This is a genomic window from Moritella sp. 36 (genome assembly GCF_018219415.1).
In the GTDB taxonomy this organism is placed as follows: domain Bacteria; phylum Pseudomonadota; class Gammaproteobacteria; order Enterobacterales; family Moritellaceae; genus Moritella.
In genome coordinates, this window is record NZ_CP056120.1 from 421,711 (window position 1) to 447,127 (window position 25,417).

Annotated in this window: 21 protein-coding genes, 1 tRNA gene and 1 pseudogene; 15 read left to right on the forward strand and 8 right to left on the reverse strand. The window is 39.2% G+C overall.

What is annotated here, in order from left to right; genetic code table 11:
- Positions 1 to 117 precede the first annotated feature (117 nt).
- The 4 genes from HWV03_RS01965 to HWV03_RS01980 all read left to right on the forward strand — a co-directional run bounded on the left by HWV03_RS01965 (position 118) and on the right by HWV03_RS01980 (position 3,666).
- Positions 118 to 1,302: a porin gene (locus HWV03_RS01965; protein ID WP_211678250.1), complete on the forward strand. Its 1,185-nt coding sequence runs from the start codon at positions 118 to 120 to the stop codon at positions 1,300 to 1,302.
- A gap of 11 nt (positions 1,303 to 1,313) precedes the next feature.
- Complete coding sequence (locus HWV03_RS01970) at positions 1,314 to 1,727, forward strand: substrate-binding domain-containing protein (RefSeq protein WP_211678251.1); 414 nt, start codon at positions 1,314 to 1,316, stop codon at positions 1,725 to 1,727.
- Positions 1,728 to 2,008: 281 nt separating this feature from the next.
- Complete coding sequence (locus HWV03_RS01975) at positions 2,009 to 3,241, forward strand: hypothetical protein (protein ID WP_211678252.1); 1,233 nt, start codon at positions 2,009 to 2,011, stop codon at positions 3,239 to 3,241.
- Positions 3,242 to 3,252: 11 nt separating this feature from the next.
- Complete coding sequence (locus tag HWV03_RS01980) at positions 3,253 to 3,666, forward strand: phosphate ABC transporter substrate-binding protein (protein ID WP_211678253.1); 414 nt, start codon at positions 3,253 to 3,255, stop codon at positions 3,664 to 3,666.
- 83 nt (positions 3,667 to 3,749) lie between these two features.
- Here the strand turns inward: HWV03_RS01980 and mrdA are convergent, their stop codons facing one another.
- Positions 3,750 to 5,678, reverse strand: a complete 1,929-nt coding sequence (mrdA, locus tag HWV03_RS01985) for a penicillin-binding protein 2 (protein ID WP_255547008.1) — start codon at positions 5,676 to 5,678, stop codon at positions 3,750 to 3,752.
- A 349-nt stretch (positions 5,679 to 6,027) separates the two neighbouring features.
- Here mrdA and rraB point away from each other — a divergent pair, with 349 nt between their 5' ends.
- Entirely contained in the window at positions 6,028 to 6,390 is a 363-nt protein-coding gene (gene rraB / locus HWV03_RS01990) for a ribonuclease E inhibitor RraB (RefSeq protein WP_045111975.1), read from the forward strand.
- An 8-nt stretch (positions 6,391 to 6,398) separates the two neighbouring features.
- On the opposite strand, the gene HWV03_RS01995 is transcribed toward rraB, so the two are convergent.
- The 5 genes from HWV03_RS01995 to pepA all read right to left on the reverse strand — a co-directional run bounded on the left by HWV03_RS01995 (position 6,399) and on the right by pepA (position 14,324).
- Positions 6,399 to 8,516, reverse strand: coding sequence for a sensor domain-containing protein (locus tag HWV03_RS01995; protein ID WP_211678254.1), 2,118 nt, complete (start codon positions 8,514 to 8,516; stop codon positions 6,399 to 6,401).
- A 236-nt stretch (positions 8,517 to 8,752) separates the two neighbouring features.
- Positions 8,753 to 11,614 carry a valine--tRNA ligase gene (locus HWV03_RS02000; RefSeq protein WP_211678255.1) on the reverse strand — a complete coding sequence of 954 codons (2,862 nt, stop codon included), beginning with the start codon at positions 11,612 to 11,614 and terminating at the stop codon, positions 8,753 to 8,755.
- A 33-nt stretch (positions 11,615 to 11,647) separates the two neighbouring features.
- Complete coding sequence (locus tag HWV03_RS02005; protein ID WP_045111972.1) at positions 11,648 to 12,091, reverse strand: DNA polymerase III subunit chi; 444 nt, start codon at positions 12,089 to 12,091, stop codon at positions 11,648 to 11,650.
- 169 nt (positions 12,092 to 12,260) lie between these two features.
- Positions 12,261 to 12,581, reverse strand: coding sequence for an EthD family reductase (locus HWV03_RS02010; RefSeq protein WP_211678256.1), 321 nt, complete (start codon positions 12,579 to 12,581; stop codon positions 12,261 to 12,263).
- A 219-nt stretch (positions 12,582 to 12,800) separates the two neighbouring features.
- Complete coding sequence (gene pepA / locus HWV03_RS02015) at positions 12,801 to 14,324, reverse strand: leucyl aminopeptidase (RefSeq protein WP_211673851.1); 1,524 nt, start codon at positions 14,322 to 14,324, stop codon at positions 12,801 to 12,803.
- Positions 14,325 to 14,518: 194 nt separating this feature from the next.
- Between pepA and lptF the strand changes: the two genes are divergently transcribed.
- Together lptF and lptG are read left to right on the forward strand one after the other, a co-directional pair.
- Positions 14,519 to 15,634 carry an LPS export ABC transporter permease LptF gene (lptF, locus tag HWV03_RS02020; RefSeq protein WP_211678257.1) on the forward strand — a complete coding sequence of 372 codons (1,116 nt, stop codon included), beginning with the start codon at positions 14,519 to 14,521 and terminating at the stop codon, positions 15,632 to 15,634.
- Positions 15,631 to 16,698, forward strand: a complete 1,068-nt coding sequence (lptG, locus tag HWV03_RS02025) for an LPS export ABC transporter permease LptG (protein WP_211678258.1) — start codon at positions 15,631 to 15,633, stop codon at positions 16,696 to 16,698. The genes lptF and lptG overlap by 4 nt, the downstream gene beginning before the upstream one ends.
- Positions 16,699 to 16,817: 119 nt before the next feature.
- On the opposite strand, the gene HWV03_RS02030 is transcribed toward lptG, so the two are convergent.
- The gene (locus tag HWV03_RS02030) at positions 16,818 to 17,375 is read right to left on the reverse strand and encodes an RDD family protein (protein WP_211678259.1); all 558 of its coding nucleotides are present in this window, start codon (positions 17,373 to 17,375) and stop codon (positions 16,818 to 16,820) included.
- A gap of 269 nt (positions 17,376 to 17,644) precedes the next feature.
- On the opposite strand from HWV03_RS02030, the gene HWV03_RS02035 reads away from it, so the two are divergent.
- Positions 17,645 to 17,729 (forward strand) — tRNA-Leu (locus HWV03_RS02035).
- 482 nt (positions 17,730 to 18,211) lie between these two features.
- Here the strand turns inward: HWV03_RS02035 and HWV03_RS02040 are convergent.
- Positions 18,212 to 18,415, reverse strand: a complete 204-nt coding sequence (locus HWV03_RS02040; protein ID WP_211678260.1) for a hypothetical protein — start codon at positions 18,413 to 18,415, stop codon at positions 18,212 to 18,214.
- Positions 18,416 to 18,652: 237 nt separating this feature from the next.
- On the opposite strand from HWV03_RS02040, the gene HWV03_RS02045 reads away from it, so the two are divergent.
- The 7 genes and pseudogenes from HWV03_RS02045 to HWV03_RS02075 all read left to right on the forward strand — a co-directional run bounded on the left by HWV03_RS02045 (position 18,653) and on the right by HWV03_RS02075 (position 25,406).
- Positions 18,653 to 18,913, forward strand: a complete 261-nt coding sequence (locus HWV03_RS02045) for a hypothetical protein (RefSeq protein ID WP_211678261.1) — start codon at positions 18,653 to 18,655, stop codon at positions 18,911 to 18,913.
- A 169-nt stretch (positions 18,914 to 19,082) separates the two neighbouring features.
- The gene (locus HWV03_RS02050) at positions 19,083 to 19,616 is read left to right on the forward strand and encodes a hypothetical protein (protein ID WP_211678262.1); all 534 of its coding nucleotides are present in this window, start codon (positions 19,083 to 19,085) and stop codon (positions 19,614 to 19,616) included.
- Positions 19,617 to 20,522: 906 nt separating this feature from the next.
- Positions 20,523 to 21,161, forward strand: a complete 639-nt coding sequence (locus HWV03_RS02055) for a hypothetical protein (RefSeq protein ID WP_211678263.1) — start codon at positions 20,523 to 20,525, stop codon at positions 21,159 to 21,161.
- A gap of 89 nt (positions 21,162 to 21,250) precedes the next feature.
- Entirely contained in the window at positions 21,251 to 22,087 is an 837-nt protein-coding gene (locus HWV03_RS02060; RefSeq protein WP_211678264.1) for an RNA polymerase sigma factor, read from the forward strand.
- 219 nt (positions 22,088 to 22,306) lie between these two features.
- Positions 22,307 to 22,645: pseudogene (locus HWV03_RS02065) on the forward strand (Arm DNA-binding domain-containing protein); the annotation flags it as partial.
- A gap of 480 nt (positions 22,646 to 23,125) precedes the next feature.
- Positions 23,126 to 24,490 carry an endonuclease/exonuclease/phosphatase family protein gene (locus HWV03_RS02070; RefSeq protein WP_211678265.1) on the forward strand — a complete coding sequence of 455 codons (1,365 nt, stop codon included), beginning with the start codon at positions 23,126 to 23,128 and terminating at the stop codon, positions 24,488 to 24,490.
- Positions 24,491 to 24,854: 364 nt separating this feature from the next.
- Positions 24,855 to 25,406 carry a cytochrome b gene (locus tag HWV03_RS02075; protein WP_211678266.1) on the forward strand — a complete coding sequence of 184 codons (552 nt, stop codon included), beginning with the start codon at positions 24,855 to 24,857 and terminating at the stop codon, positions 25,404 to 25,406.
- Positions 25,407 to 25,417 lie beyond the last annotated feature (11 nt).

Genomic DNA, 25,417 nt, shown 5'->3' on the forward strand with positions numbered 1-25,417 from the left:
TGTGTTCTCTGTTACCTTGGTGTAAGTTATTGTTTGAAATGGCTATATTCATCTTTATACATTTTTATTATGGGGTGGGTAAGTCATTTATATTCGTTATATACCTAGGATAGATGGATGAAAAAAGTATTTACGTTGTTACCACTGGCTGTCGTTTGTGCAACGCAATTTGCTCATGCAGCGACGGATGCAGAGCGCCTAGCGCAAGTTGAACAAAAGCTTGCGATGTTACAAGAACAAAATGAGTATGATTCATTAGCCGAACGTATGTCTATTAATGGCTTCTTTACCGGTAAAATGGTTGCCGCTAATAATGATGCTGGTTTTGAAAGTGCCACTACTAACCCAAACTTTGCTGACGGTAGTAAATTGGGTCTGCAAGGTACATTTTCGATTTCAGATCAAACCCAAGTCGTGGCTCAAATTGTTGGTCGTGGCTCTGATGATTGGACGCCTGAAATGGAATGGGCTTTTTTAAGTCACGATTTTGATAACGGCTTCTTGGCGCGTGTGGGTCGTTTACGTTTACCGCTATATATGTATTCTGACTTTTTAGAAGTGGGCTATGCACAACCTTGGGCTACACCTCCTGCTGATGTTTATACCATTGCACCTATTAGCTCATTTAATGGTGTTGATGTTACGTATCAACGCGATGTGGGTGATACGACACTGGCGCTGCAAGTAAGTTACGGTAATGACAGCTCATCGGGCGAAGATAATTCAGTAGGAAAAGATGTAGATTTCAGCGATATTGCTGGTTTATCTGCAACCTTGAGTTACGAGGAGTGGGTATTCCGCGGGACTTATTTCCAAACCGATTTAAATTCGAAAGATACAGGATTGCCTTTACTTGGTGCATTCGAAAAGAATAAAGCTCAGTTTGTTGGTGCCGGTATTAGCTATGACAACGGTTCGTTAGTTGCTATTTCAGAATATACTATATCAAAAGTAGAAGGTACGTATGCGGACACTGAGTCTGCTTATATTACTCTAGGTTACCGCCTCGAGGCTTTCACTCCGTATGTGAGTTATTCTTATTTGAAAACAACGGATGATGAGAAGCGTGTAGGAAGTCCTCCTGATATGGCGTTACTTAATTGGCAGCGTACGACTTATAGTGCCGGAACGCGTTATGATATTAGCGCTAATTTAGCATTAAAACTAGATGTAACCTATGCGGGTGATTTTGGTGGTACGAGCGGTGCGTTAACATCAAACATTGATTCTAAAACGTATGCGAATACGAAAGAATTCGATGACACTATCGTTTATACCGTTTCTTTTGACGCTGTATTTTAAGGAAAGTAAAAGTGAAATTATTAGCTAAAATCGTACTTACGACAGCGTTATTTTCTGGTGTTGCACAAGCGGGATTGGTTGTTATTGTTAATCCGTCAGGTCCTGATACATTATCTAAATCACAGATTTCTAAGCTGTATTTAGGTAAGTCTAAAAGGTTACCGAATGGTGAGAAAGTTAAAGTGTTCGAGCGTGCTAATGGCAGTGCTGAGCGTCAAGCATTTCATGCTGCGGTAACAGGCAAGAGTGAATCTCAATTACAAGCGTATTGGTCACGTCTTGTGTTTACTGGTAAAGGTAAGCCGCCTAAAGCATTAGGTTCGGCATCATTAATCAAAAATCAGGTTGCAGCGAATTCTGCGGCGATTGGTTATATTGATGAAGCTGACGTTGATAGTTCTGTTAAAGTGCTATTCAAACTTTAACGTCTTTATTTCATGTTTTATTTTTAAATACCGTGCTTTATGCACGGTATTTTTTTATCTGATTCTGGCTGTCCTTAGAAGTCAATTGCAATAAGTTCAACCTAAATACTGATGATTTCATCACAACTTGTCTCAGTGTGATCTATGTCACGCAAGTAAACTCGATAACCATTAACAATCCCGTCATACTAATGAATTGATTAATAGTAAGTTTATATGTTTTACGGTGACTAGCTGATAAATTCCATATGGATGAAATGTTTAATACACGGAGTGTTTTGATGAAAAAAGTATTTATAATGCTACCGCTGGCCGTTGCCTGTGCTTCGCAATTTGCGATAGCGGCAACAACGGATGCACAGCGTCTTGCCCAGCTCGAACAAGAACTTGCGATCTTACAAGAGGCGGGTTCTTATGATTCGTTATCTGACCGCATGTCTATTAATGGTTTCTTCACTGGCCAAATGGGTGTTGCGAATAATGATGCGGGTTACGGTAACCGTCCTGGTGTAGAAGGTTACACTTCGGATCCTAATTTCTCATTAGGCAGCAAACTTGGTTTACAAGGTACTTTTGCGCTAACAGAGCAAACTCAAATTGTGGGTCAACTTGTTTCTCGTGGTGTGGACGATTGGACTCCTGAGATGGAATGGGCTTTCTTAAGCCATGAATTTGATAATGGTTTCACTACGCGTATCGGTCGCTTACGTGTACCTCTGTACATGTATTCTGATTATCTAGAAGTGGGCTATGCACAACCTTGGGCTAATCCACCGGCAGATGTTTACTCTATTGTTCCTGTAAGTTCATATGATGGTATCGATATTATTTATGATACTGACCTAGGTGATGCAAGTTTATCATTACAGACGAGTTATGGTCATGATACCGATGATGCTGAGCATAACCCATTAGGTGTGGATGTTAAATTTGATAATACGCTCGGTTTTTCTGCGACGCTTTCTTATGAAGAGTGGGTATTCCGTGGTACTTATTTCCAAAGTAAATTGAAATCTGGCAAGATCATGGGAGGAGATTTATCTTCATTACAAAGCTTTGAAGATGACAAAGCTCAATTTACTGGTGTTGGTATTAGCTACGATAATGGCTCATTTTTAGCTATTTCTGAATATACAATGTCTAAAGTTGAAGGCGGTTATTCTGATACTGAATCTGCGTATATTACATTAGGGTATCGTATTAATGCGTTTACGCCTTATGTTAATTATTCTTATTTGAAAACGACCGATGATTCAGATAGAGCATTAGACCCGGTTGGTAGTGCATCACTAAATTGGGAACGTACGACTTATAGCATAGGTACACGTTATGATATTAGCTCGAACCTAGCATTAAAACTTGATGTTACTTATGCTGGCGATTTTGGTGATAGCAGTGGTGGTTTAGAAGCAAATAGCCATCATCAAATCACAAACCTTAAAGCTGGTCAGTCACCACTTAATGAGTTCGATGACACTATCGTTTATACAGTTTCATTTGATGCAGTATTTTAAGGAGAGCTCTGATGAAATTATTAGCTAAAGTTGCCTTAACAGCAGCATTGATATCTGGTGTTGCACAAGCGGGTGTTGTGGTTATTGCTAACCCAACAGGCCCTGACTCGTTATCGAAATCACAAGTATCTAAATTATATTTGGGTAAGTCTAAAAAATTACCAAACGGCGCAAAAGCTGAAGTGATTGAGCAAGCGGCAGGTAGTTTTATCCGCGGTGAATTTCACGACAGTGTTACTGGTAAGAGTGATTCACAATTACAAGCTTATTGGTCACGCTTAATATTTACTGGTAAAGGTAAACCGCCGAAGACAATTGGTTCATCAGCACTGATCAAAAGCCAAGTTGCATCACATGCTAATGCAATTGCTTATATCGATTCGTCAGAAGTCGATGACTCAGTAAAAGTGGTCTTTACACCGTAATATCAGTGTATTGTTATTGCTAAATTATCGGTTTGGCATATTTTTACGATAAAACCTCCGCTTAATACGGAGGTTTTTTTCATTTAACTTGCCTTATGCCCAAGTGTCGATTGCGGATCCAGTGTCGGTTTAATTAACACATAATCCATTATTTTTCTGACCATTGGCGCCGCGCGTCTGCCCCAGCCACCATTTTCTAAAACCGCGGTAACTAATACTTTAGGTGATTTTAGTGGCGCAAATGCAGTAAATAATGCATGATCTCTCAAACGCTCAGTTAATTCCTCGGCATTATAATTCTCTCCATGATCAAGACCAAATACCTGACTTGTGCCTGATTTCCCCGCTGCGTCATATGAAATATGACTAAACGCTTGCCGACCAGTACCTGTCACAAGTACACGTCGCATCCCTTCCTGCACAATATTCCATGTTTCTTGTTTTACACTGCCCATTTTAGAAAAATCGTTGAATGCAACATCGGTTTCAACATCGTTTTCAACAATACTTCTGACGATATGGGGTCTATGTACCAAGCCTTTATTGGCTATAACGGATGTCGCTTTTGCAATTTGTAATGGTGTTGCCGTCCAATAGCCTTGCCCAATGCCAATCGGGATAGTATCACCTTGATACCAAGATTGATGGTAATGAACGCGTTTCCACTCTCTGGTCGGCATATTAGCGCGGCTATCTTCTTTAATATCAATCCCTGAGGGTAGACCATAGCCAAATTTATTCATCCAGACCGATAATCGGTCAATGCCCATATCAAAGGCGATTGGGTAAAAGTAGGTGTTCACCGATTTCTCTATCGCTTTGTAAATATTAACCTCACCAAAACCCCCGCGCACATCATCACGCCATTTTCGACTTTTAGTATTGGGGATCCGCCACCAACCAGAGTCATTTCTTGTTGTGCCTGGTGTAATGACCCCTTCGGTTAAGGCTGCTGCTGCAATCATAGGTTTAGCAGTTGAACCGGGTGAGTAAGCGCCTAACGTAACGCGATTGAATAAAGGTTTATCGGGATCAGATAAAAGGGCTTTATACCTTGCAGATGAAATACCATGAACAAACCAATTTGGATCATAGCTTGGACTTGATACCATCGCGAGAATCGAATCATCTCTCGGATCTAATACCACCAAGGCACCACGTTTATGCTTCAGAATTGATTTTCCTGTTGCAGGGTCAATTTTTTTCTCGGTAAGTAATTTATTTGCATATAGCTGCAGGTTAATGTCTATATTCAGTTTTATATCTTTACCCGGAATTGGCGGTACTGTTTCTAATGTCCGTATTACTCTGCCTTGACTATTAACTTCGACTTTAGCAAAGCCTGATTGGCCATGAAGAATCTCTTCATAAGACCGTTCAATACCCAATTTACCGATTGTTCTCGTCGCTTTATATTGCTTATATTTATGTTGTTGCTTTAATCGATTTATATCTCGATCATTAATTTTTGCTACGTAGCCCAAAATATGCGTTAAATTTTCTTTATACGGATAATAGCGTTCAAGAAAAGCATCAACGAACACGCCAGGAAATTGATGTTGATGAACGGTAAACATTGCCACTTGTTTTTCTGTTAACTGAGCTGTAAACGTAACGGATTTAAAGTGCCTTGTTTGCTTCATCGATTGTTTAAATTCGATGATATCGTTATCACTTAACCCAAGCAGATTTTTTAATTTAATTAAGGTCGATTCTATATCCTTTATTTTTTCAGGTATGATTTCAAGAGAATAAATAGGCACATTCTTCGCTAACAGCACACCGTTACGATCGTAAATGAGCCCTCTGTTGGGCGCTATTGGCACAATCTTAATTCGGTTGTTATTCGCGCGACCAGAATACCTTTGATAACCAGAGACTTGTAAATGATATAAATTCACTAAGAGAGCAGCAGTCATTAGCAGTATCATAAAAAAAGAAGCTGCTGTCCTACGTGAAAAAAGTGCTAATTCTGCTTGATGGTTTGGGATTTCAATGCGTTTTTTTATCACAATAACTCTTTCTCTTTTTCTTTCTCTATCTCTAGCTCTAATGCATTATACAATACACCAAATCATTTATGTCTGTATTTGGGTAATGTGACACAATATCAATCTGAGATGTAGACAATATTGTTTTAATTAAGTGCCGAGACAGATATGAAAGAGTTGTAACAATTCTTTCAAGCTACGCTATCGCGGTACTATTACCAGTATTTATCCTACGGCATTATGACCTTGATTTTAATGCTGCCGTGTTATCTAGTCCTATGTTTGGCATTTTTTTTTGGGTATAATTTAATGGCATGAATATTAAAACCAGAGTATTCTTTCATACATCATAACTAAAGAGATTAACCTAGTGGATTTTGAAAAAGAATTTGCCGAGCTGAAAGTCGAAGCTGAAGAGATCATTGATAATTTATTAGAAGATGGCAGTGATCCTGATGCTGTGTATTCAATTGAGCATCACTTTGCTGGGGATGATTTTGCACAGTTAGAAAAAGCCGCTATTGCAGCATTTAAACTGGGCTACGATGTATCAGACCCAGAAGAAGTTGAACTTGAAGACGGACAAACAGTATTCGCATTCGATTGTATTGTTGAAACTGAACTTGATATCGATACGATCACGCGTGATATCGAAGCGTTACTTAAAATGTCTATCGAACAAGACGTTACTTATGATGGTTGGGGTACTTACTTCGAAGAAGACGCCTCATAGCACTTACATTATAGTACTGGCATAGACAGCGTTGTTTCTGTGTGTTGTAGATAAGTCATATTATTGTGTGTGGCATGATGTTTTTTGTACCATAGACAAAATTTGTCGCTCGGTAACGGGCGACTAAATAAATACCCCTGAAGTTGATCACATTGTTGTGCTTGTAGCCATTCCATTTGTGATTGCTCTTCGATCCCTTCTGCTGTTACGGTAATGTTTAATTCTCTTGCTAAGCTGATCACAGAGCGTGTTATTGCTGTTGTCGTTTTATCGATTTCTAATTCATCGACGAAGGATTTATCTATTTTTATTTTATGTGCAGGCATATTTTTTAGGTAAGACAATGAACAATAACCTGTGCCAAAATCATCAATAGAAAGACGCACGCCAAGTTTTATTAATTCTTCTAGCATTTGGTCTGCGGTCTTGTTTGATTCCATTAAGGCGCTTTCAGTGACTTCTATTTCGAGTCGGTGTGCTGGTATCTGGTAATAGTCGATACAGTGTTTAATTTTATTGATGAGCTGTGGATCATTAAATTGAATCGGTGACAAATTGACGGCCATAAAGATATCGATATCGTGGGCGCGCCATTGGGCTAATTGCTGACAGGCTTTTTCTAATACGACTTCACCAAGCTGTCCAATTAAGTTATTTTTTTCGGCTAGCGCAATGAATTTAATCGGCATAATAAGCCCTTGTTCAGGGTGATGCCAACGCGCAAGCGCTTCAACACCCAATACTACTTTTGTTTTACTATCAATAATGGGTTGGTAATATAAGTCGATGTTCTTCTTCTGTATGGCGTATTTTAAGTCTTCTGTCAGTCGCCTCTCTGCTTCGGCATGGGCTTCTAAGGCGGGATCAAATAAACTGTAACTTTGCCCAAGATGTTTACGTGAGCGCTGTAAGGCTTGCTCACTGCAAGTCAGCAGGTGTTTGGTATTTTTAATACTATCGGGGTAATTGGCTGCGCCAATACAAATAGCCAGATCTATCACATGTCCTTGAATAGCAATTTTTTTGTTAAGCTTATTCGTTAATGTATTGCATAAATTATCAAGTTGTTGGGGGGAACTGGCTTGATCACTGAGAATCGAAAATCGATCACCTTGAATTCGCGCTAAGTAAGCATGTTCAGGTGCTATTTTTTTAATTGTCTCGCCGACATAAAAAATTACTTGATCCCCAATGTCGGTGCCGTGATGGCTGTTTATATACCCCATCTTTTTGATATCGATGAGTAGCATACCCCACTTAGAATCTGGTTTTATTTTATCTATTTTTTTCAGGAATGTGGCGCGGTTTAATAGGTTTGTTAGTTGGTCGTGTTTTGTTAATCTATCAATTTTTTGTAAGGTAATACGGCGTTCTTTAAGGTCGCGAGATATGCTGACCGTCCCGACTAATTCATTATTCTTAATGACTGGGTGCTTATGTACATCCACGTATATGTCTCGGCCTTCGAGCGTGAACTCCATCTTGTAGTTGGCACTTTTATAATTTGATTTGAGCTGGATATCATAATCGAGACTTAATTTAGCTGTTGTTTCAGGCAATAATTGTGCAATGGTTTTACCAATCACATCGGATTTTTTCTTGTTGGCGAATTTAAGCGCGGTACGGTTGCATTCGATTACTCGCCCTTGCATGTCTTTGTATATGACGAAATCAGGAAGGGCATCAAAAATAGAATTCAGTAATGCAGTTTTTTCTTGTAGCTTCTGCTCGGAGCGACATTTACTGGAGATATCCACGGCAATGCCAAGTAAACCAGTGATTTTACCTGCTTTGTTTTTAAGGGGGATCTTGGTTATTTCATATTGACCATCGCCGTATATGGTTTCCATGGTCATTTTTTTTGCAATGACACTACGGCCGTATTTTAACGCCTGTTGGTCGGTTTGATAGAGCTCGTCGTTGGGAAGTTTTTTTTCTTGGAATGCCGGTTTTAGCTGAACATCGGTTTTCCCAATAATAAACTGTTCAGAAGGCAGATCGAATAATTCTAGGCAGTGCTTATTACAACCGAGATATTGGCCATGTATGTCTTTCCAGAATATACCTATGGGTAAATGCTGAATAGCGGCAATTAATATGTGATTTAGCGGTTCCTTGCTGCCCATAACCTATCACTCCATTCCTTGGTGTCGACATGTATAGTTAAGCGGTGTTGTTTTCCATAACAACAACACACTGTTACGAATAAAGATGTTACATCGTAAGTGCTGATATGGAAATGTTTTTACAAGATATGAAGAAATAATTGTGACGTTGATTTAGTATTTAGTTGTATTTAAAAACAATAAAGGGAGGGTTGATTACTCAACCCTCCCTTTATAGGTAAGTACGATTTTAACGACTAGATCGATTCAATTCGTGCTTTTTGTGCTTTAAATTTAGCAATCGTATTTTCAAACTCCGCTTGTTTCTCACGTTCTTTCGCGATAACAGCTTCTGGCGCTTTACCAACGAATTTTTCGTTGTTTAGTTTGCCTGCAACACGGTCTAAGTCTTTTTGTACTTTTTCCATTTGCTTGTTGATACGCGCAATTTCAGCATCTTTATCGATTAGGCCAGCCATTGGAATTAAGATTTCCATGTTGCCTAATAGTGATGTTGCTGAGATTGGTGCTTCTTCATTTTCGTTAAGTAATGTGATTGCTTCTAGTTTTGCTAGTGAGCTAAGGAACTGTTGGTTTTCGTCTAGGCGACGTTGTTCTTCAGTGCCTACATTTTTAAGCAAAATCGAGATTGGCTTGCTTGGGCTAATGTCCATTTCGCCGCGGATGTTACGGATAGCGATAATGAATTGTTTCACCCACTCAAGATCTTGCATTGATTGTGCATCAACTTTAGCCGCATCATATTCAGGGAATGCCTGTAGCATGATTGTTGCGCCTTCGGTGTGCTTACCAGCAAGTGGTGCAACACGCTGCCAAATCTCTTCAGTGATGAATGGCATGATAGGGTGCATTAAACGTTGTAACTCTTCTAGGATTGTTACTAGCGTATGACGCGTAGCACGCAGTTGTGCTTCTGTACCGTGTGCGAATACAGGCTTAGTTAATTCTAAGTACCAATCACAGAATTGGTTCCAAGTGAATTCGTAAGCAATGTTTGCAGCAAGATCGAGACGGTAAGTATCAACTGCTTCACGGTATGTCTTGATGGTTTCTTGGAATTGACCTTGGATCCAACGATCCGCTAGGCTGAATTCCATGTCGCCGCCATTTTGGCCGCAATCATGTTCTTCTGTGTTCATTAATACGTAACGGCTTGCGTTCCATAGTTTGTTACAGAAGTTACGGTAACCGTCAAGGCGCTTCATATCCCAGTTAATGTCACGACCAGTCGATGCCATTGCTGCTAATGTGAAACGTAGTGCGTCAGTACCGTGAGCTTCAATGCCGCCTTCAAATTCTTTACGCGTTGCTTTTTCAATTTTCTTAGCAAGTTGTGGCTGCATCATGTTACCAGTACGTTTTTGTACTAGCGACTCAAGGTCGATACCGTCGATCATGTCTAGTGGATCAAGTACGTTACCTTTTGATTTTGACATTTTATCGCCAGCTTCATCACGTACTAAACCAGTTACATAAACCGTTTTGAATGGTACTTGTGGCTTGCCGTTTTCATCTTTGATGAAGTGCATGGTCATCATGATCATACGTGCAACCCAGAAGAAGATGATGTCGAAACCTGTTACCAGTACATCACTTGGGTGGAACACTTTAAGATCTTGCGTTTGCTGTGGCCAGCCTTGCGTTGAGAATGTCCAAAGCGCAGATGAGAACCAAGTATCGAGTACATCGTCGTCTTGACGTAATGCAATCTCTGGACCTAAGTTGTTTTCTGCACGTACTTCAGCTTCATCACGACCAACGAATACATTACCTTCGTTATCATACCAAGCTGGAATACGATGACCCCACCAAAGCTGACGTGAAATACACCAATCTTGTACGTCGTTCATCCACGAGAAGTACATGTTTTCGTATTGTTTTGGTACGAATTGAATTTCGCCCTCTTTTACTGCGTCAGTTGCTACTTTCGCCATTGGGCCAACACTTACATACCATTGGTCTGTTAGTAGTGGCTCAATCACAACGCCACTACGATCGCCGTAAGGTACTTGTAGTGTATGTGGTTCAATTTTTTCTAGTAGGGCAAGTTCTTCAAACTTAGCAACTATTGCTTTACGAGCAGCAAAACGCTCCATGCCTTGGTATTCAGCAGGGATAGTGAAGGTTAGTTCAGTATTTTCTGTGCCGTCTGAGTTGATGATTTCCGCTTCTTCACGAATATCAGCATTTTCAGTTAGGATGTTGAACATGACTAAGTTGTTACGTTTACCAACTTCGTAATCGTTAAAGTCATGAGCAGGTGTAATTTTTACACAACCCGTGCCTTTTTCCATGTCAGCATAATCATCAGCAACAATTTTGATGCGGCGGCCAACGATAGGAAGAATAATTTCTTTGCCTACAAGCGCTGCATAGCGTTCGTCTTTCGGGTGTACTGCGACCGCAGAGTCACCTAGCATTGTTTCTGGACGTGTGGTTGCGACAACGATGTAATCTTTACCGTCAGCAGTTGTTTCGCCGTCTGCTAATGGATAGCGGAAGTACCACATGCTGCCTTGTTTTTCTTTGCTCTCTACTTCTAGATCAGAAATGGCAGTGTGGAATTTTGGATCCCAGTTTACTAGGCGCTTGCCACGGTAAATTAGATCTTCTTTAAATAAACGTACGAATACTTCTTTTACTGCTTCAGACAGACCGTCATCCATCGTAAAACGTTCGCGATCCCAATCTACAGATGTGCCTAAACGACGCATTTGACGAGTGATATTACCGCCTGATTCGTTTTTCCAATCCCAGATCTTGTCGATGAATGCATCACGGCCATAATCGTGGCGTGTTTTACCTTCTTCAGCTGCAATCTTACGTTCAACAACCATTTGTGTTGCGATACCGGCGTGATCGGTACCCACTTGCCATAACGTATTGTTACCTTGCATGCGCTTATAACGAGTCAGCGCATCCATAATTGTTTGTTGGAAGGCATGACCCATGTGCAGGCTACCAGTAACATTTGGCGGTGGGATCATGATGCTGTATGCATCTTTTGTTAGATCGCCGTTTGGCTTGAAGTAACCTTGCTCTTCCCAGTTTTGGTAAAGCGATTGCTCAATGGCTTGGGGATTGTATATTTTTTCCATAGGTCTGCTTTCTAATTCTCAATGGTTGATTGATTATTCGGCGTTCACAGTTAACAGTTGTAACCCTGTTTGACGATAATGTTTGTAACGCTCTCGAGCTTGTTGTTTTAGCCCGTCTTGATGCGGTACAAAATCGATAATCTGATTAAAGTTGACTGCAAATTGCGGTGTCTGGTCGTGCAGGTTGATTAGTACCTGATAGCGATGACGGGGCGGTTGAAAACCGATTTCAACGGGCGCGCCATTACGTGGACCTTCACCTTGTAAATTATGTGGTACAAAACTGCTCGCATCTAATTGCCAAAGGTATTCGTCAACCTGATTGGCTGCCGATTCATCGTTGGTGTGAATATAGACGCGTTGTCCTTGCTGATAAAACTCACCAGCTAGTTTACAGGCAAGTTCATGGTGCTGGGGCATACTCGCCGCAACGCCATTTTTAGATTCTTGCATAATATAAAAAGTGACTTTTTTCATCTGTAGTTTTGCGCCAATGACTGAGTCATTTACCAATTATAAGTATAACAGCACATAGTATCACAAAGGGTAGTGATGAAAAATAGAGTTGTCGGCGGGAATACTGTGTTTTGTGTTATTTGCGGGAATTAATACTAAACCAAGTCTGTTCCTTGTGTTGAGGGAGATGTTAGAGGGCGAACTCAACCTCGTTGATCTGAATTGTTGGTTCGATGTTAGTATAGTGTCTTACATTATCTTGTAATTTTTCGGCGTGAGGAATAAAGGCAGCCATGAAATTTTCTAAGGTATCGAAATAGTAATGGCACATTGCGACATAAGTTGAGTCGATAGTGTTAGATATATCGATACCGCGTTCCACTTTTACGCCTTTAAACCCTTCTGCATTTGATAATATCTCAATCGACATTGGTATATGGATATTAAGGTAATACTCAAAATCGAAGTGGTACTTGTCCATTTTTTCATAAATACTAGCGATGTTTATCATGATGTAACCTTAATATCCTTATTAATGGTATTAGTATAAATCGTTATACTTTTTGTGTGATTATTACCATACGCTAATTTTATGTGACAGCCATTTTAGAAACCCTTAATTCAGTATTTTTTCATACTAAAGTTGATTAATAAGGTGGGTTTTTAGATAAGTAGTCGAATAAAAAAGGCCGCTACAGCGACCCTTTGGATATTGATGATATGAAATTAATTAAGCTTCGTCAGCTTGTTGCACTTCATTTCGTTCTGTACGGTTAAGCAAGAACTGGGTCAACATTGGTACAGGACGACCCGTTGAGCCTTTATTTTTACCACTTACCCAAGCAGTACCAGCGATGTCTAGATGCGCCCAGTGATACTTTTTAGTAAAGCGTGATAAGAAACAGGCTGCAGTGATCGTACCGCCACCAGGGCCACCAATGTTCGCTAAATCAGCAAATGGACTTTCAATTTGTTCTTGGAAGTCGTCAGTAATTGGTAAACGCCATGCTTTATCTGCGGCTTGATCAGACGCATTTAATAATTCATGTGCCAGTGGGTTATGCGTAGACAGTAAACCTGTGATGTGATGACCAAGTGCAACAACACACGCACCCGTTAAGGTCGCGACGTCAATAACAAGTTCTGGATCAAAACGTTCAACATAGGTTAATACGTCACATAATACTAAACGACCTTCAGCATCGGTATTAAGTACTTCAACGGTTTGTCCTGACATGGTTGTAAGGATGTCACCTGGACGGTAAGCATTGCTACCCGGCATGTTTTCACAACCCGCTAGAATACCTATAACGTTAAGTGGTAAATTTAGCTTAGCAAGTGACTTCATCGCACCAAGTACGCCTGCAGCACCACCCATATCATATTTCATTTCGTCCATGCCTAAGCCTGGTTTTAATGAAATACCACCTGAATCGAATGTCAGACCTTTACCAATCAGTACAATCGGTTTTGCGTCAGGATCTGGATTACCTTTATAATTAATAATCGACATCTTAGCTTCATTAGCTGAACCTTGTGATACTGCAAGGTAAGAGTCCATTTTTAACTCTTTCATTTCAGGCTCACCTAAAATCTGTGTTGTGATCTTGTCACTGTCATCAGCAAGTTGGCGTGCTTGATTAGCAAGGTAAACGGGATTACAGATGTTTGGCGGCATGTTTGCTACGTCTTTACATAGACGCATACCACTTGCTACAGCTAGACCGTGAGCAATGGCTTTTTCACTTGTTGGTAAATCACGACGCGAAGTAACGTTGAATACCATTTTGCGTAATGGACGACGGGTTTCTTCTTTATTGCTTTTTAGCTGATCGAAACGGTAGCGACTATCGCGTGCTGTTTCAACGGCAAAGCGGATCTTCCAGTAAGTATCGCGGCCTTTAACGTTTAGCTCAGGTAAGAAACAAACGGCTTCCATAGAACCAGTTTCGTTCAAGGTATTCATTGTTTTGGTGATAATTTGCTTGTACTGGCGCTCATCTAGCTCGCGTTCTTTACCACAGCCAACTAATAATACACGTTCGCTCAGTACATTGGGTACATGATGAAGCAACAATACTTGACCAGGTTTACCTTCGATATCACCGCGACGTAGTAGGGAACTTAAATAGCCGTCACTAATCTTATCTAGTTGTTCTGCTGCAGGTGATAAACGACGTGGTTCAAATACTCCGACAACAACACAAGCGCTGCGTTGTTTCTCAGGGCTACCACTTTTTACATTGAACTCCATGGACTCTCCGGTTTCCTAAAGACAAAATCAAATATTTATAACATAATAGGGGGTTATACGTATTTAGTTAATTAAAAACTAACATTTTCAGATAAAATGGGTGTGCAGTTAACTATTTAAACTGCATTTGTAGCTGAGTTTACCTAATTATGAGCTGCATTTCATACAAAACATTAGTCTAATATAGGTTTTAAGTGATAATTTTCCGATATTTATTTGCTGAGACAGTGAAATCACAAATTGCTGTTTTATTCATCTTATCACTTATCTTTGTGAGCCAGCAGTTTGTTGCACTGCTCTCAAAGGTAATGACAGGTGCTTTACCTGCTAATTTAGTGATAGAGATGTTGTTGTATACTATGCCAGCGTTAGGCACATTAATTTTACCAGTGAGTTTATTCATTGGTATTTTGTTTGCGCATGGTCGGTTGTACGCTGAAAGTGAAATGGTGATCTTAACTGCCTGTGGGTATACCCCGAGTCGGATACTAATGTCGTCGTTATTATTATCATCAGTAACGATTGGTCTGGTGGCTTTTAATGCGTTTGTTTATGCGCCTACAGCGGAAGAAGGTCGCGTGAAATTACGCGAGAATATAGATGCTGATGTCGGCTTAGCGACATTGAAGCAGGGGCGTTTTGAATCGCTTGATGGTGGTCGCGCTGTGGTCTATGTTGAATCTTATGATAGCAAAAAAGCGATGCGTAAAATATTTATTGCAAAATCACCCTCGGAGGAAGGCGAGCGTCCTTCCATTGTATTAGCTGATAAAGGTAACGTGGAGTCTGACGAAAATGGCTCACAATGGTTGAAGCTAAGCCAAGGTCTACGTTATGAAGGTGAATTATCACAACGTGATTTCCGTATTGTTGATTTCAGTACTTACCGCGTATTTATTCAAGAACAAGATGTTCGTGAACGTGGTCGTAGGACCAAAGCGTTACCAACGTCTGAATTATGGAACTCAACTGAATTCGAACACAAGGTGGAACTGCAATGGCGTATTGCCCAAGTAGTATCAATTCCACTGCTGACGTTATTGGTTGTACCTTTAGCTATGGTTAACCCTAGGCAGGGACGTTACGCGAAACTATTCCCTGCGTTATTAATGTTTTTAACTTATTTCATGTTATTGAGTGCAGCGCGTTCTTCGATATTGGATGACAAATTACCGTTATCAATCGGCTTCTGGCTTGTTCATTCAGGGGTGCTCGCTTTGGCTATTTCGTTTAATTTAGCCAATTATTCTTGGTATCATCATTTAGTGTATAAAGTGAAAATGCGTTTTTCCCGAGGAAATAAGCAGTGATTAAAATTTTAGATATCTATATTGGTAAGGCTATTTTATTTGCCACTATGATCTGTTTGTTTACCCTCGTTGGCTTATCTGCGGTGATTAAATACGTCGAACAATTACGAGCAGTCGGTGAGGGTACATACGGTTTATTTGAAGCGTTAATGTATGTGATGCTGAAAATGCCACGCGAAATTACAATTTTTTTTCCGATGGCTGCATTATTAGGTGCGTTGATTGGTCTAGGAGCACTCGCAAGTTCGTCTGAATTGGTGGTGATTCAAGCTGCTGGTCAGTCACGTTTTAAAATTGTACTTTCAGCAATGAAAACTGCTATACCAATGATGGTTGTGGTGATGTTGATGGGCGAATATGTTGCGCCTTATACCGAACTAAAAGCTGCTCAGTTGCGTGGTGAGGCTATGTCTGGGCAATCCATTATTCGGGCTCAAAAAGGGGTTTGGGCGAAAGACAAAGATAACTTTATTAATATTGGTGAAGTGAATAATGGCAGTGAATTACATAATGTAACGATTTATGAATTCTCAGAAAGTCAGCGTTTAGTTAAAACGACCCTGGCTCGTAAAGCGATTTATACAGACAAACACTGGGCACTAACAGATATTAGTATTACGCATTTCGAGAGTGATAGTATTACTGTGACAACACTGCCTGCATTGCGTTGGGATTCTACGCTGACACCAGAAAAGTTAGATGTGGTAACGATTGATCCTGAGGATTTATCAATATCAGGCTTGTACTCTTATATTACTTATTTAGACAGTAATAAGCAGGACGCAGGAAGTTATGAGCTAGCCTTCTGGCGGAAAATATTCCAACCGATATCGATTGGAGTCATGGTCTTACTGGCTTTGTCGTTTGTATTTGGACCATTGCGAACGGTAACCATGGGCGCGCGTATTTTGATGGGGGTGGTTGCTGGTTTTACTTTCTACCTCGCCAGTGAAACTTTTGGCCCGATTAGTTTGGTGTATTCGTTTCCTCCGTTTCTTGGGGCGGTGGTCCCCAGTGCCATCTTTACCTTGATTGCGGTTGTGCAGTTAAGGAAACATGGTTAACGTGACGATCTCACCCTACTGTAGATAGAATATATTTAGGGATGAATGTAAAAATGGCAACCTATTGGTTGCCATTTTTGTTTAGGCTTAGCGTTAGGCGCTAAGTATCGCTAAATCAACTATTTTTTCTTTTCTAGCTTGTCGGCATAACGCAGTAATGAACCGTTTTGCTCTTTACTTAAACGTAATACATTACAATTCGACCAGTGATCTTGAAACGCTCTGTTTTTCATATCAAACGGTACTTGTAAGTTACCTAAACCACATGCTGCAGTTGCTAGACGAATAAGCGCTTGGGTTAAGCTAATTGCGCTGCCATCGGTATTTTGTACGCGTAAACGCCACGCGCGCATACCAACTGTTTGACCGCCGTGTGTCCAAAACCACAAATAGAATCCTGCTACTGAACCCCATACTAATATCGCAAACCAAATTTGGCTGCCTACATATGCCGCGCTATCTACATAACGGCCAGCGATATCTACGATGCCAGATGCAATTAATGCTTCTGCAATACCAAGTCCTATTGCACTGGCAATCGCAGCGATACCAATAACAATAAGTGCGTCATACACAAGCGCACCAATACGCGGGCCAAAAGTGGCAATGGATGCCGTTTCACCTGTTTCAATTTTAGGTGTGTGTTTTGGTTTTCTGAGTTTGTTTTTCTTCGCCATTATGAATCCAGCCATGTCTTCAGGGTTATCTCGAAAGTGGAAACAGTGTAGCAAAAAAAGTGAGTCTTAGTCGTGCTAAATAGTTAGTGCTGGTGGATATCAATAGCCATAGTGCAAAGCTAACAGTGCTGATATTTAAGATGTTAAGTGTTCGTTGGCGTATAAAATCATGACTTAACACAGTACTTTGCTCTAATTTTGAACAGTTGTTTTACGAACATGAGAAACGACTTGCTTGGCATCGTTTGCTATGTATAATGTTGACCTATGCCCGAGTGGTGAAATCGGTAGACGCGGTGGATTCAAAATCCTCTTCCGAAAGGAGTGGCGGTTCAAGTCCGCCCTCGGGCACCATATTTAAGTAATAGAGCCTCAGCTAACGCTGGGGCTTTGTTGTTTCTGGCACAATCAAAAGCTTAAGCCATCTTTCCTTACGTTATATCCCTAAAAATACTCTCTAATAAACTCACGTTATTACCCTAGAAAACTTACTCCTGTCCATATCCGGTACTTTCGCATGCAGAATCTGTGCGCAAGGGAATCTCACTGAATCCAAGGCTGTCCTGTACTTTAAGGTTTGTTAGTTTTGCTGGTGGCTGTAGCTGGCAGTATTAGCATGGCGACAAGTTAACTGGGATTCCGGTCTTTTACGGTCCTCGTCCTGTCCTTTGGGATTGGTATAAGGTTGGTTGCGTAGAATTGTGAGCCGCTAATACTGATAGCGGCTACTTCATCATGGCCTAGAAGGTAGGCCATTATCTCTAATTTAATTATCGGTTAAAATGAGCAGTCTTCGCAGCAGAGATAAAGGCTTGAGTTTGCTATTTAGCTATAAACTAAGATTTTAAACTTACGAATATCATAACAAGGCCTATAACAAGACTTACCTTGCTAAATTTTTCTAAAAAACGAATGGCAAGCATTGCCCAGTAACTAGAAAATTCTTCAACACCCGCATCATTACGTCGCTCAAAGGCTCCTTTTCGGAAATAAACCATTGAGAACGCACCTAAAAAAAATAAAAAAACACCTAATATCATTATAACTCCCTTTATTGAATGAACCGTTAATCTTTTATGATAGCTAACTATGCTTCATGTATATGTTTTTAATATATTTTTTGCTTTTTGTAAAGGTGGGTAAGCAACGTAAATCCTGAACCAAGACTTAGCTCTTGTTTCCCCTGTATTTGGGGCGTTTGTAATGGGATTTTGGTTTACGGTAATGCATTCCTCCTGCCCCTTACAATCTTTATACGTAATTTGGTGGAATGATTAATGGTGAAGGTTGTTGTGCTATTTTTTCGTAATTGGTTAATGCTGGGAGTGCCTATGCCACTGGCTAAACGACGTAAAAAGACATGGCCTCTGGATGAAAAACGATTCAGAAAACACTGTAATGCTATTGCTAATATTAAATATAACGAGCTGACGGTTAGCCATATAATGAAACTCCACTTAACCATGGGTGAAACTAAATACAAAGGTGAATATTACGCACCTGCAATTTGTAATCGAGTATTATATGTATTTTTATAAATATGTGAAATTAGTTGTAATTTCAGCCATCACTAGTACTTATCTTTTTGTAATATAGGATGAATCGGTATTCTCAAATTAGCGGTTATGAGAAAGATATTTTGTCGAAATATTTGATTTACCCAATTAAGTGAGTTTATTAAATATTAAAATAATTAAAGGAATATGAATGAGTGCTCTGCCATATCAACTACCCAAAAGCGCTATGCAAAAAATATTGCATTTATCTAAAATAACCTCAATACCAATGAATTTATTGCAAGGTGCTGGAGATGCAGAAATTGAAGCCATTGCAGCTATGATTTTATATCGTCACATGGACCGTTTACAAAGAATTGAAGCCATGTCCGTGATTAGAAGTGTTAAAAACAGAGCGCTTATGGGGCATATATTAGATAAAACTTTAGATACTACATTTGTTAATCCTCAATGGGGGATATGGTCTCTATCAAATAAGGAGCTTTTGGAAGACATTAAGTTTCATACTGTTATTGATTCTTTTGCTGGTTATGTGGGTATTGGGGGATCAATAATAGGAGGGAAGGATATGATAAAAGATATTTGGACTCTCAAAAAAATGGGTAAAAAACACTGGACTTTGATTGTTATTTGGGGAAGTGTAATCTTTAATAAAAAAGAACTGAATAAGGCACAAGCAGAGTTAGGTAACAGGCAAACTATTAATAAATCAGGACTATATTGATGCTAAAATTTATTCTACCAAAGGTTGTGTTTTATACATTTTTATTCATATGTGTCTATTGGTATTGGGAGGAGTCTGATGATAGTACTAAAACAGGGTTGTTTTATTTCGTTTTTCTAATAGCATTTTGTCAAAATATTTATTACAGCTATAAACTTTCAAAAATAGAGGCTGAAAATAAACAGCTATAACATTATGTCCAATACTGAGTCAGGATTAAAATTCAAATATTTTGGTAAGTGTAATTCCTGTGCGCATCAATAACTAACTAGATCCAACACAATCCCAAACTATGGACAAGAATATCCAACAAGATCCTAGTATTTATCACTACTGCAAAGGCGTCTCAAGGAATTCAAAATCCTCTTCCGAAAGGAGTGGCGGTTCAAGTCCGCCCTCGGGCACCATATTTAAGTAATAGAGCCTCAGCTAACGCTGGGGCTTTGTTGTTTCTGGCACAATCAAAAGCTTAAGCCATCTTTCCTTACGTTATATCCCTAAAAATACTCTCTAATAAACTCACGTTATTACCCTAGAAAACTTACTCCTGTCCATATCCGGTACTTTCGCATGCAGAATCTGTGCGTAAGGCAATCTCACTAGATCCAAGGCTGTCCTGTACTTTGAGGATTGTTAGTTTTGCTGGTGGTCATCAGTGACAGTATTAGCATGGGAGTAGGTTGGGTGTAATTACGGTCCTGACCCTGTCCATTAACGACTCTTTGGGATTGGTATGCGTAATTTGGTGGATTTATTGATGGTGAAGGTTGTTGTGTTATTTTTACCATGAAAAATCCAATGGATGTTTTTTATTTTGAAATCAATTTAGCTATTTTTGTCACACCTATAAATTTATGTCGTCTAACTTGTTGTCACTATAATTTTAAACTAACTAGGAGAAAATAAATGCTAAGAGAAAATGACAATACTCCAAAGGCCATGGAATTTACTGTTTTTTCAAAAGCTAGAGGTGTAAAAGATGAAGATCTGATAAATGCCGTCATGCAATTCGAAAAAGAATATATCACACAGCAAGAGGGCGTTATATTTCATTGCTTAGTCAGAAACTTAAATGGTGACTATGCTAATTTAGTTTTTGCAGATGATATGGGTTCGCTGAAGAACCTTCCTAAGGGGTTTATGGATAGTGATGTTTGTAAGCAATTTCTGGAGTGTGTGGATAAAGATACTGTTAAAATGCACCACCACACGATTATGAAGGATAACTTTGTCATACCTGATAACTTTGCTTGTTTCGAACATGGAACATTTGTTATTAAAAAGGATATTGGATTTACAGAAGACAAAATGCTGACTATAGCGGATACCCTTGAAAAAGAATACTTGAATGATTTTGACAATAGTCGGGGTCATTTCATGGGGAAATTAGACGATGAAACCTATTCTGAATTGGCATTTGGTCGAACTTTAGGTAAGACTCGTGAGATTTGTTACGGCTATTTTGGCGTTGATGCAGGTTTACAGTTAATGGATTTATATGACCCCGAATCTACAGAGCTAAACTTCTGGTACTTGATAGCGTAACCGAAAGTGAACTGTGTGGCTGGTACGTTTAGGCATATTAGAGACATCAATATGTCAGTGCCACCCTCACAGGAAAAGTAAGGAATAAGATGGATTCTGTATATATAAAATCAGCACTTAAAGGTGACACTTCGGCTTTAAATGAGCTTATAGAAAGGCATTACACATTCACATTTAATGTTTGTTTGAAAATGCTCTACAGCCATCATGATGCTGAAGACGTTAATAATGAAATATGGATTAAAATCATTTCACGGTTAAGTAGTTTTAATTTTAAAAGTGCTTTCAAAACTTGGTTGTATAGGATTGCAGTAAATCATATATTGGACATGAAGAAAAAAAGTATCGAGTTAGCAATCAACGGAGGTTTTGATGGTTATAAGAAAAACTTAGAGTCCATACCAACACATGAACTTAATGGCGAAGAAGTTATTATATTAAGTGAATCAATTAATGAAGCCAAAATAGGTTGTATGTCAGGTATGCTGATGTGTCTTGATCGTGAACAGCGATTAATTTATGTAATGGGTGATATTTTTGGAATTGATCATACTTTAGGCAGCGAAATTTTTGATCTTAGTTTATCTAATTATCGTAAAAAATTATCGAGAGCCAGAACTGATCTATTTAGTTTTATGAATGATCAATGCAGCTTAGTGAATAAGAATAATCCTTGTAGCTGTAATAAAAAAACTAAGGGATTTATAGGCGCAGGCTATGTTAATCCAGAAAAACTAGAATTTTTTGCTGATTATAAAATAAAAATTCATGATAAATTAGCAGATAAATCGGATCAACTTGATAACTTATCAGATGATTACCATACCCGATTATTTCAAGCTCATCCGTTTGAAGAAACAAAAGCTAAAAAATTGTTAAATGAAGTGCTCAAGAGTGCGGAATTGAAGGCATTATTAAGATTATAGAAATGAACAACTCGTTAGGAGTAATGTTTATTTTACCAGTCGTATCTAACCCATCTTTAAAAACATATTAATACCTTGTATCCCCAATCAACGAGGTATTAATATGGCCAGTAACAACACATCCAATACCCCAAATCCCACCACTAAAAATTCAAATTCACCAATGCTAATTTAAAATCTCTTCCCGCCAATCCAAGCAATTTATCATCAACAGAACTAGACGTCTCCGATACTGAAATCATCGGGTTGAAATGCCTATCCGGTAAAACAGGTAATAAACGTTTCCTATTACGTTACAAATTTAACAGTTATAAATGCAGTATTACTATCGGGCGTTTTCCTAATATTGATATTAACCAAGCTAGAAATGTAGATCGCAAGTATAAAGGTATGATCGCTGATTGTATTGACCCTAAAGCTGAACGTGACAATCAGGTTGATTATCCAATCGTTAAATCATTCTTCTACGATAGCTACTTACCCTTGGCTAAACGTCGTAAGAAAACTTGGATTTGGATGAAAGTGATTCAGGAGCTCTGTGATACTAGATATAATTAGTCAGAAGTTGATTTGGTGGAGTTATTCCTGTGTGCATCAACAGCTAACTAGATCCAACACAATCCCAAATAATGGACAAGAATATCCAACAGGATCCTAGTATTTATCACTACTGCAAAGGCATCTCAAGGAATTCAAAATCCTCTTCCGGAAGGAGTGACGGTTCAAGTCCGTCCTCGGGCACCATATTTAAGTAATAGAGCCTCAACGAAAGTTGGGGCTTTGTTGTATCTAGCACAATCAAAAACTTAGAATCTCTTCCCTTAATTAGTATCCCTGAAATACTCCCTAATAAAATTACGTTATAACCCCTAGAAAATTAGCCCCTGTCTATATCCGGTACTTTACGGTCCTCTTCTTGTCTTTTAGAATTGGTTTTATTTAATTGTGCAATTAATTCAATAGATTAGATTTAGATTGCATTTTTTGTATTGGCTTATGTATTATTGGTTAAATTATTCTAAATGGTACGTAATTCAGATGAAAACTCTTTCTACATTAGCCTTAGTTGTTAGTTCCGTTATTCTTTCGGGTTGTGTTAATACAAAATATATAGATACTCCTGTACAACCAATAGAAGTGAAAATCGCAGCATATAATCTTTCATTTGATCGTGATTCATTCGAAGCTCTTGTCGCTGAGATGCAAGTTACACCTGCAAAACAAAAAGAACTTGTCACTGCTTACTTGGACGGCTCAATTGCGGATACTGATAAAGAAATTGCAGAAAACGTTATCCAAATTCGTAATGTTGCTGCTGTTATCCAGAAGAATCGTCCTAGTGTGCTTATGATGGCGGAGTACAATAATGATGGTATTGGTGAAGATAAATCAGCACTCATTGGCTTTCAAGATAATTACTTATCTATAGCCCAAAGTATCGATGGTGCTGGTGGGGAAGCTAATCTTGATCCAATTACATTCCCATATTTTGAGTCATATTCAACAAACACTGGCCTATCTAGCGGTCTCGACCTAAACAATGATGGTCACATTGGAGGCCCCGGTGATGCTTGGGGGTTTGGTATGTATCATGGTCAATATGCGTTCGCGCTGATGTCTCAGTATAAGATTGATTCTGAGAATACACGTACTTTCCAGACGTTCAAATGGAAAGATCTTGCAGGTGAAAAAATTCCAACGATCACTATTTGTGACGGTTCACAGGCTATCCCTAATGGCATGAACTGCGGCGATAAATGGTATTCTTCTGAAGAGTGGGAGGAGGTTCGCCTTTCTTCTAAGAACCATGTAGATGCTCCAATTATTATTCCAACAGCTAACGGTGATGAAGTTATTCACCTTCTAATGTCTCACCCCACGCCTCCAGTATTCGATCCAGGTAAAAATAAATCTCAAAATGCTGCTGAAGTTAAGTTTTGGAATCAATATATTCAAGGTAAAGACTTCTTCTACGACGATGCTGGTCAGAATGGAGGGTTAGCCGACGATGCTAAATTCGTTATTATGGGTGATCAGAATCTTGACCCAGTAGCTGGAGACGGAGAGAGTGATGTGATGCAAACACTTCATGATGATCCTTTAGTAAACCAGAGTGTGATGAATGGTGAATTGTATCCAACTAGCTATGGTGCATCAGAGCATGCAACAGATAAAAGGCTTAGTCATCCAAAACCGAACCGTATATCTTCAACATTCGGACTTGCAGTTGATTACGCTATACCTTCTGCAAACTTGAATGTTATTGACGCTGGTGTTTATTGGTCTGCATCTTACGAGGAGGGACGTAAGTTATTCAATGATGCTCGTCTTGGTCAATATGGTGACAGTAAATCCGTTTCTTCAGATCACCGTATGATTTGGATTAAAGCTAAACTGCAATAATTGTAGCAGTCAGCGAAAAATAGCAATACATTTAAGGTGTGTTGCTATTTTTATAGAAATTATCAGGCTTTGTTGCATCTAGCACAATCCTATTTATTCCCAAAATAAGTTACCTCGTATTTCCTTAAGTCATATCCCTAAACTTAGTCCTAAAATCGCACCAATAAACTTAACTATTTCTCTCTATACACTTAACCTTCGAATCGTGAATACTATTGTTATAACCTAGCTTACCTATCCTATCGCAAATATATCGACTAAGATTAGTTTTAGCTTGTTATGTCCTTGCTTTGCCTTTTAAACCCTAGTTTAACCAGATTAATTTGTAAACTTGGGTGTAAATTTAAGAGAGAGAATTAAGCTGATGAAACCAGATCAAGAACTATCAACCGTAACACGTTTATTGCATATAATTGTTGCTGTCGCCATGATCGGATTGATCATAGTTGGTATCTATATGACCGAAAATAAAGCCTACTCTTTGTATAATATTCATAAGTCGTTGGGTTTTTTAGTTTTATTTATTGCCTTTATCCGTATCGTTTGGCGTATTAGGGTGGGTTGGCCATCAGAGGTTGCTGGAGGCAAGGCGATTGAACATATTGCAGCAAAGGTGATTCATTGGGTTTTGATTATCTCAACACTACTCTTTCCTATATCAGGTTTGATGATGTCAGTAGGCGGTGGCCATGGTTTATCTGTTTTTGGACTAGAGTTGATTGCTGCCAGTATTGATCCGGTAACTGAAAAGCCGATGGTGTTAAATGAAAGCGTTGTGAGTATAGGTAGTTATATACATAGCACCTTAATGCCGATAATTATTTTTGCTATTGTTATGCATGTCGTCGGGGCCTTGAAACATCATTATATTGATAAAGACAGCACGCTGAAACGCATGTTTTGGTTTAAGAAGTAGCTTGAGTAGGT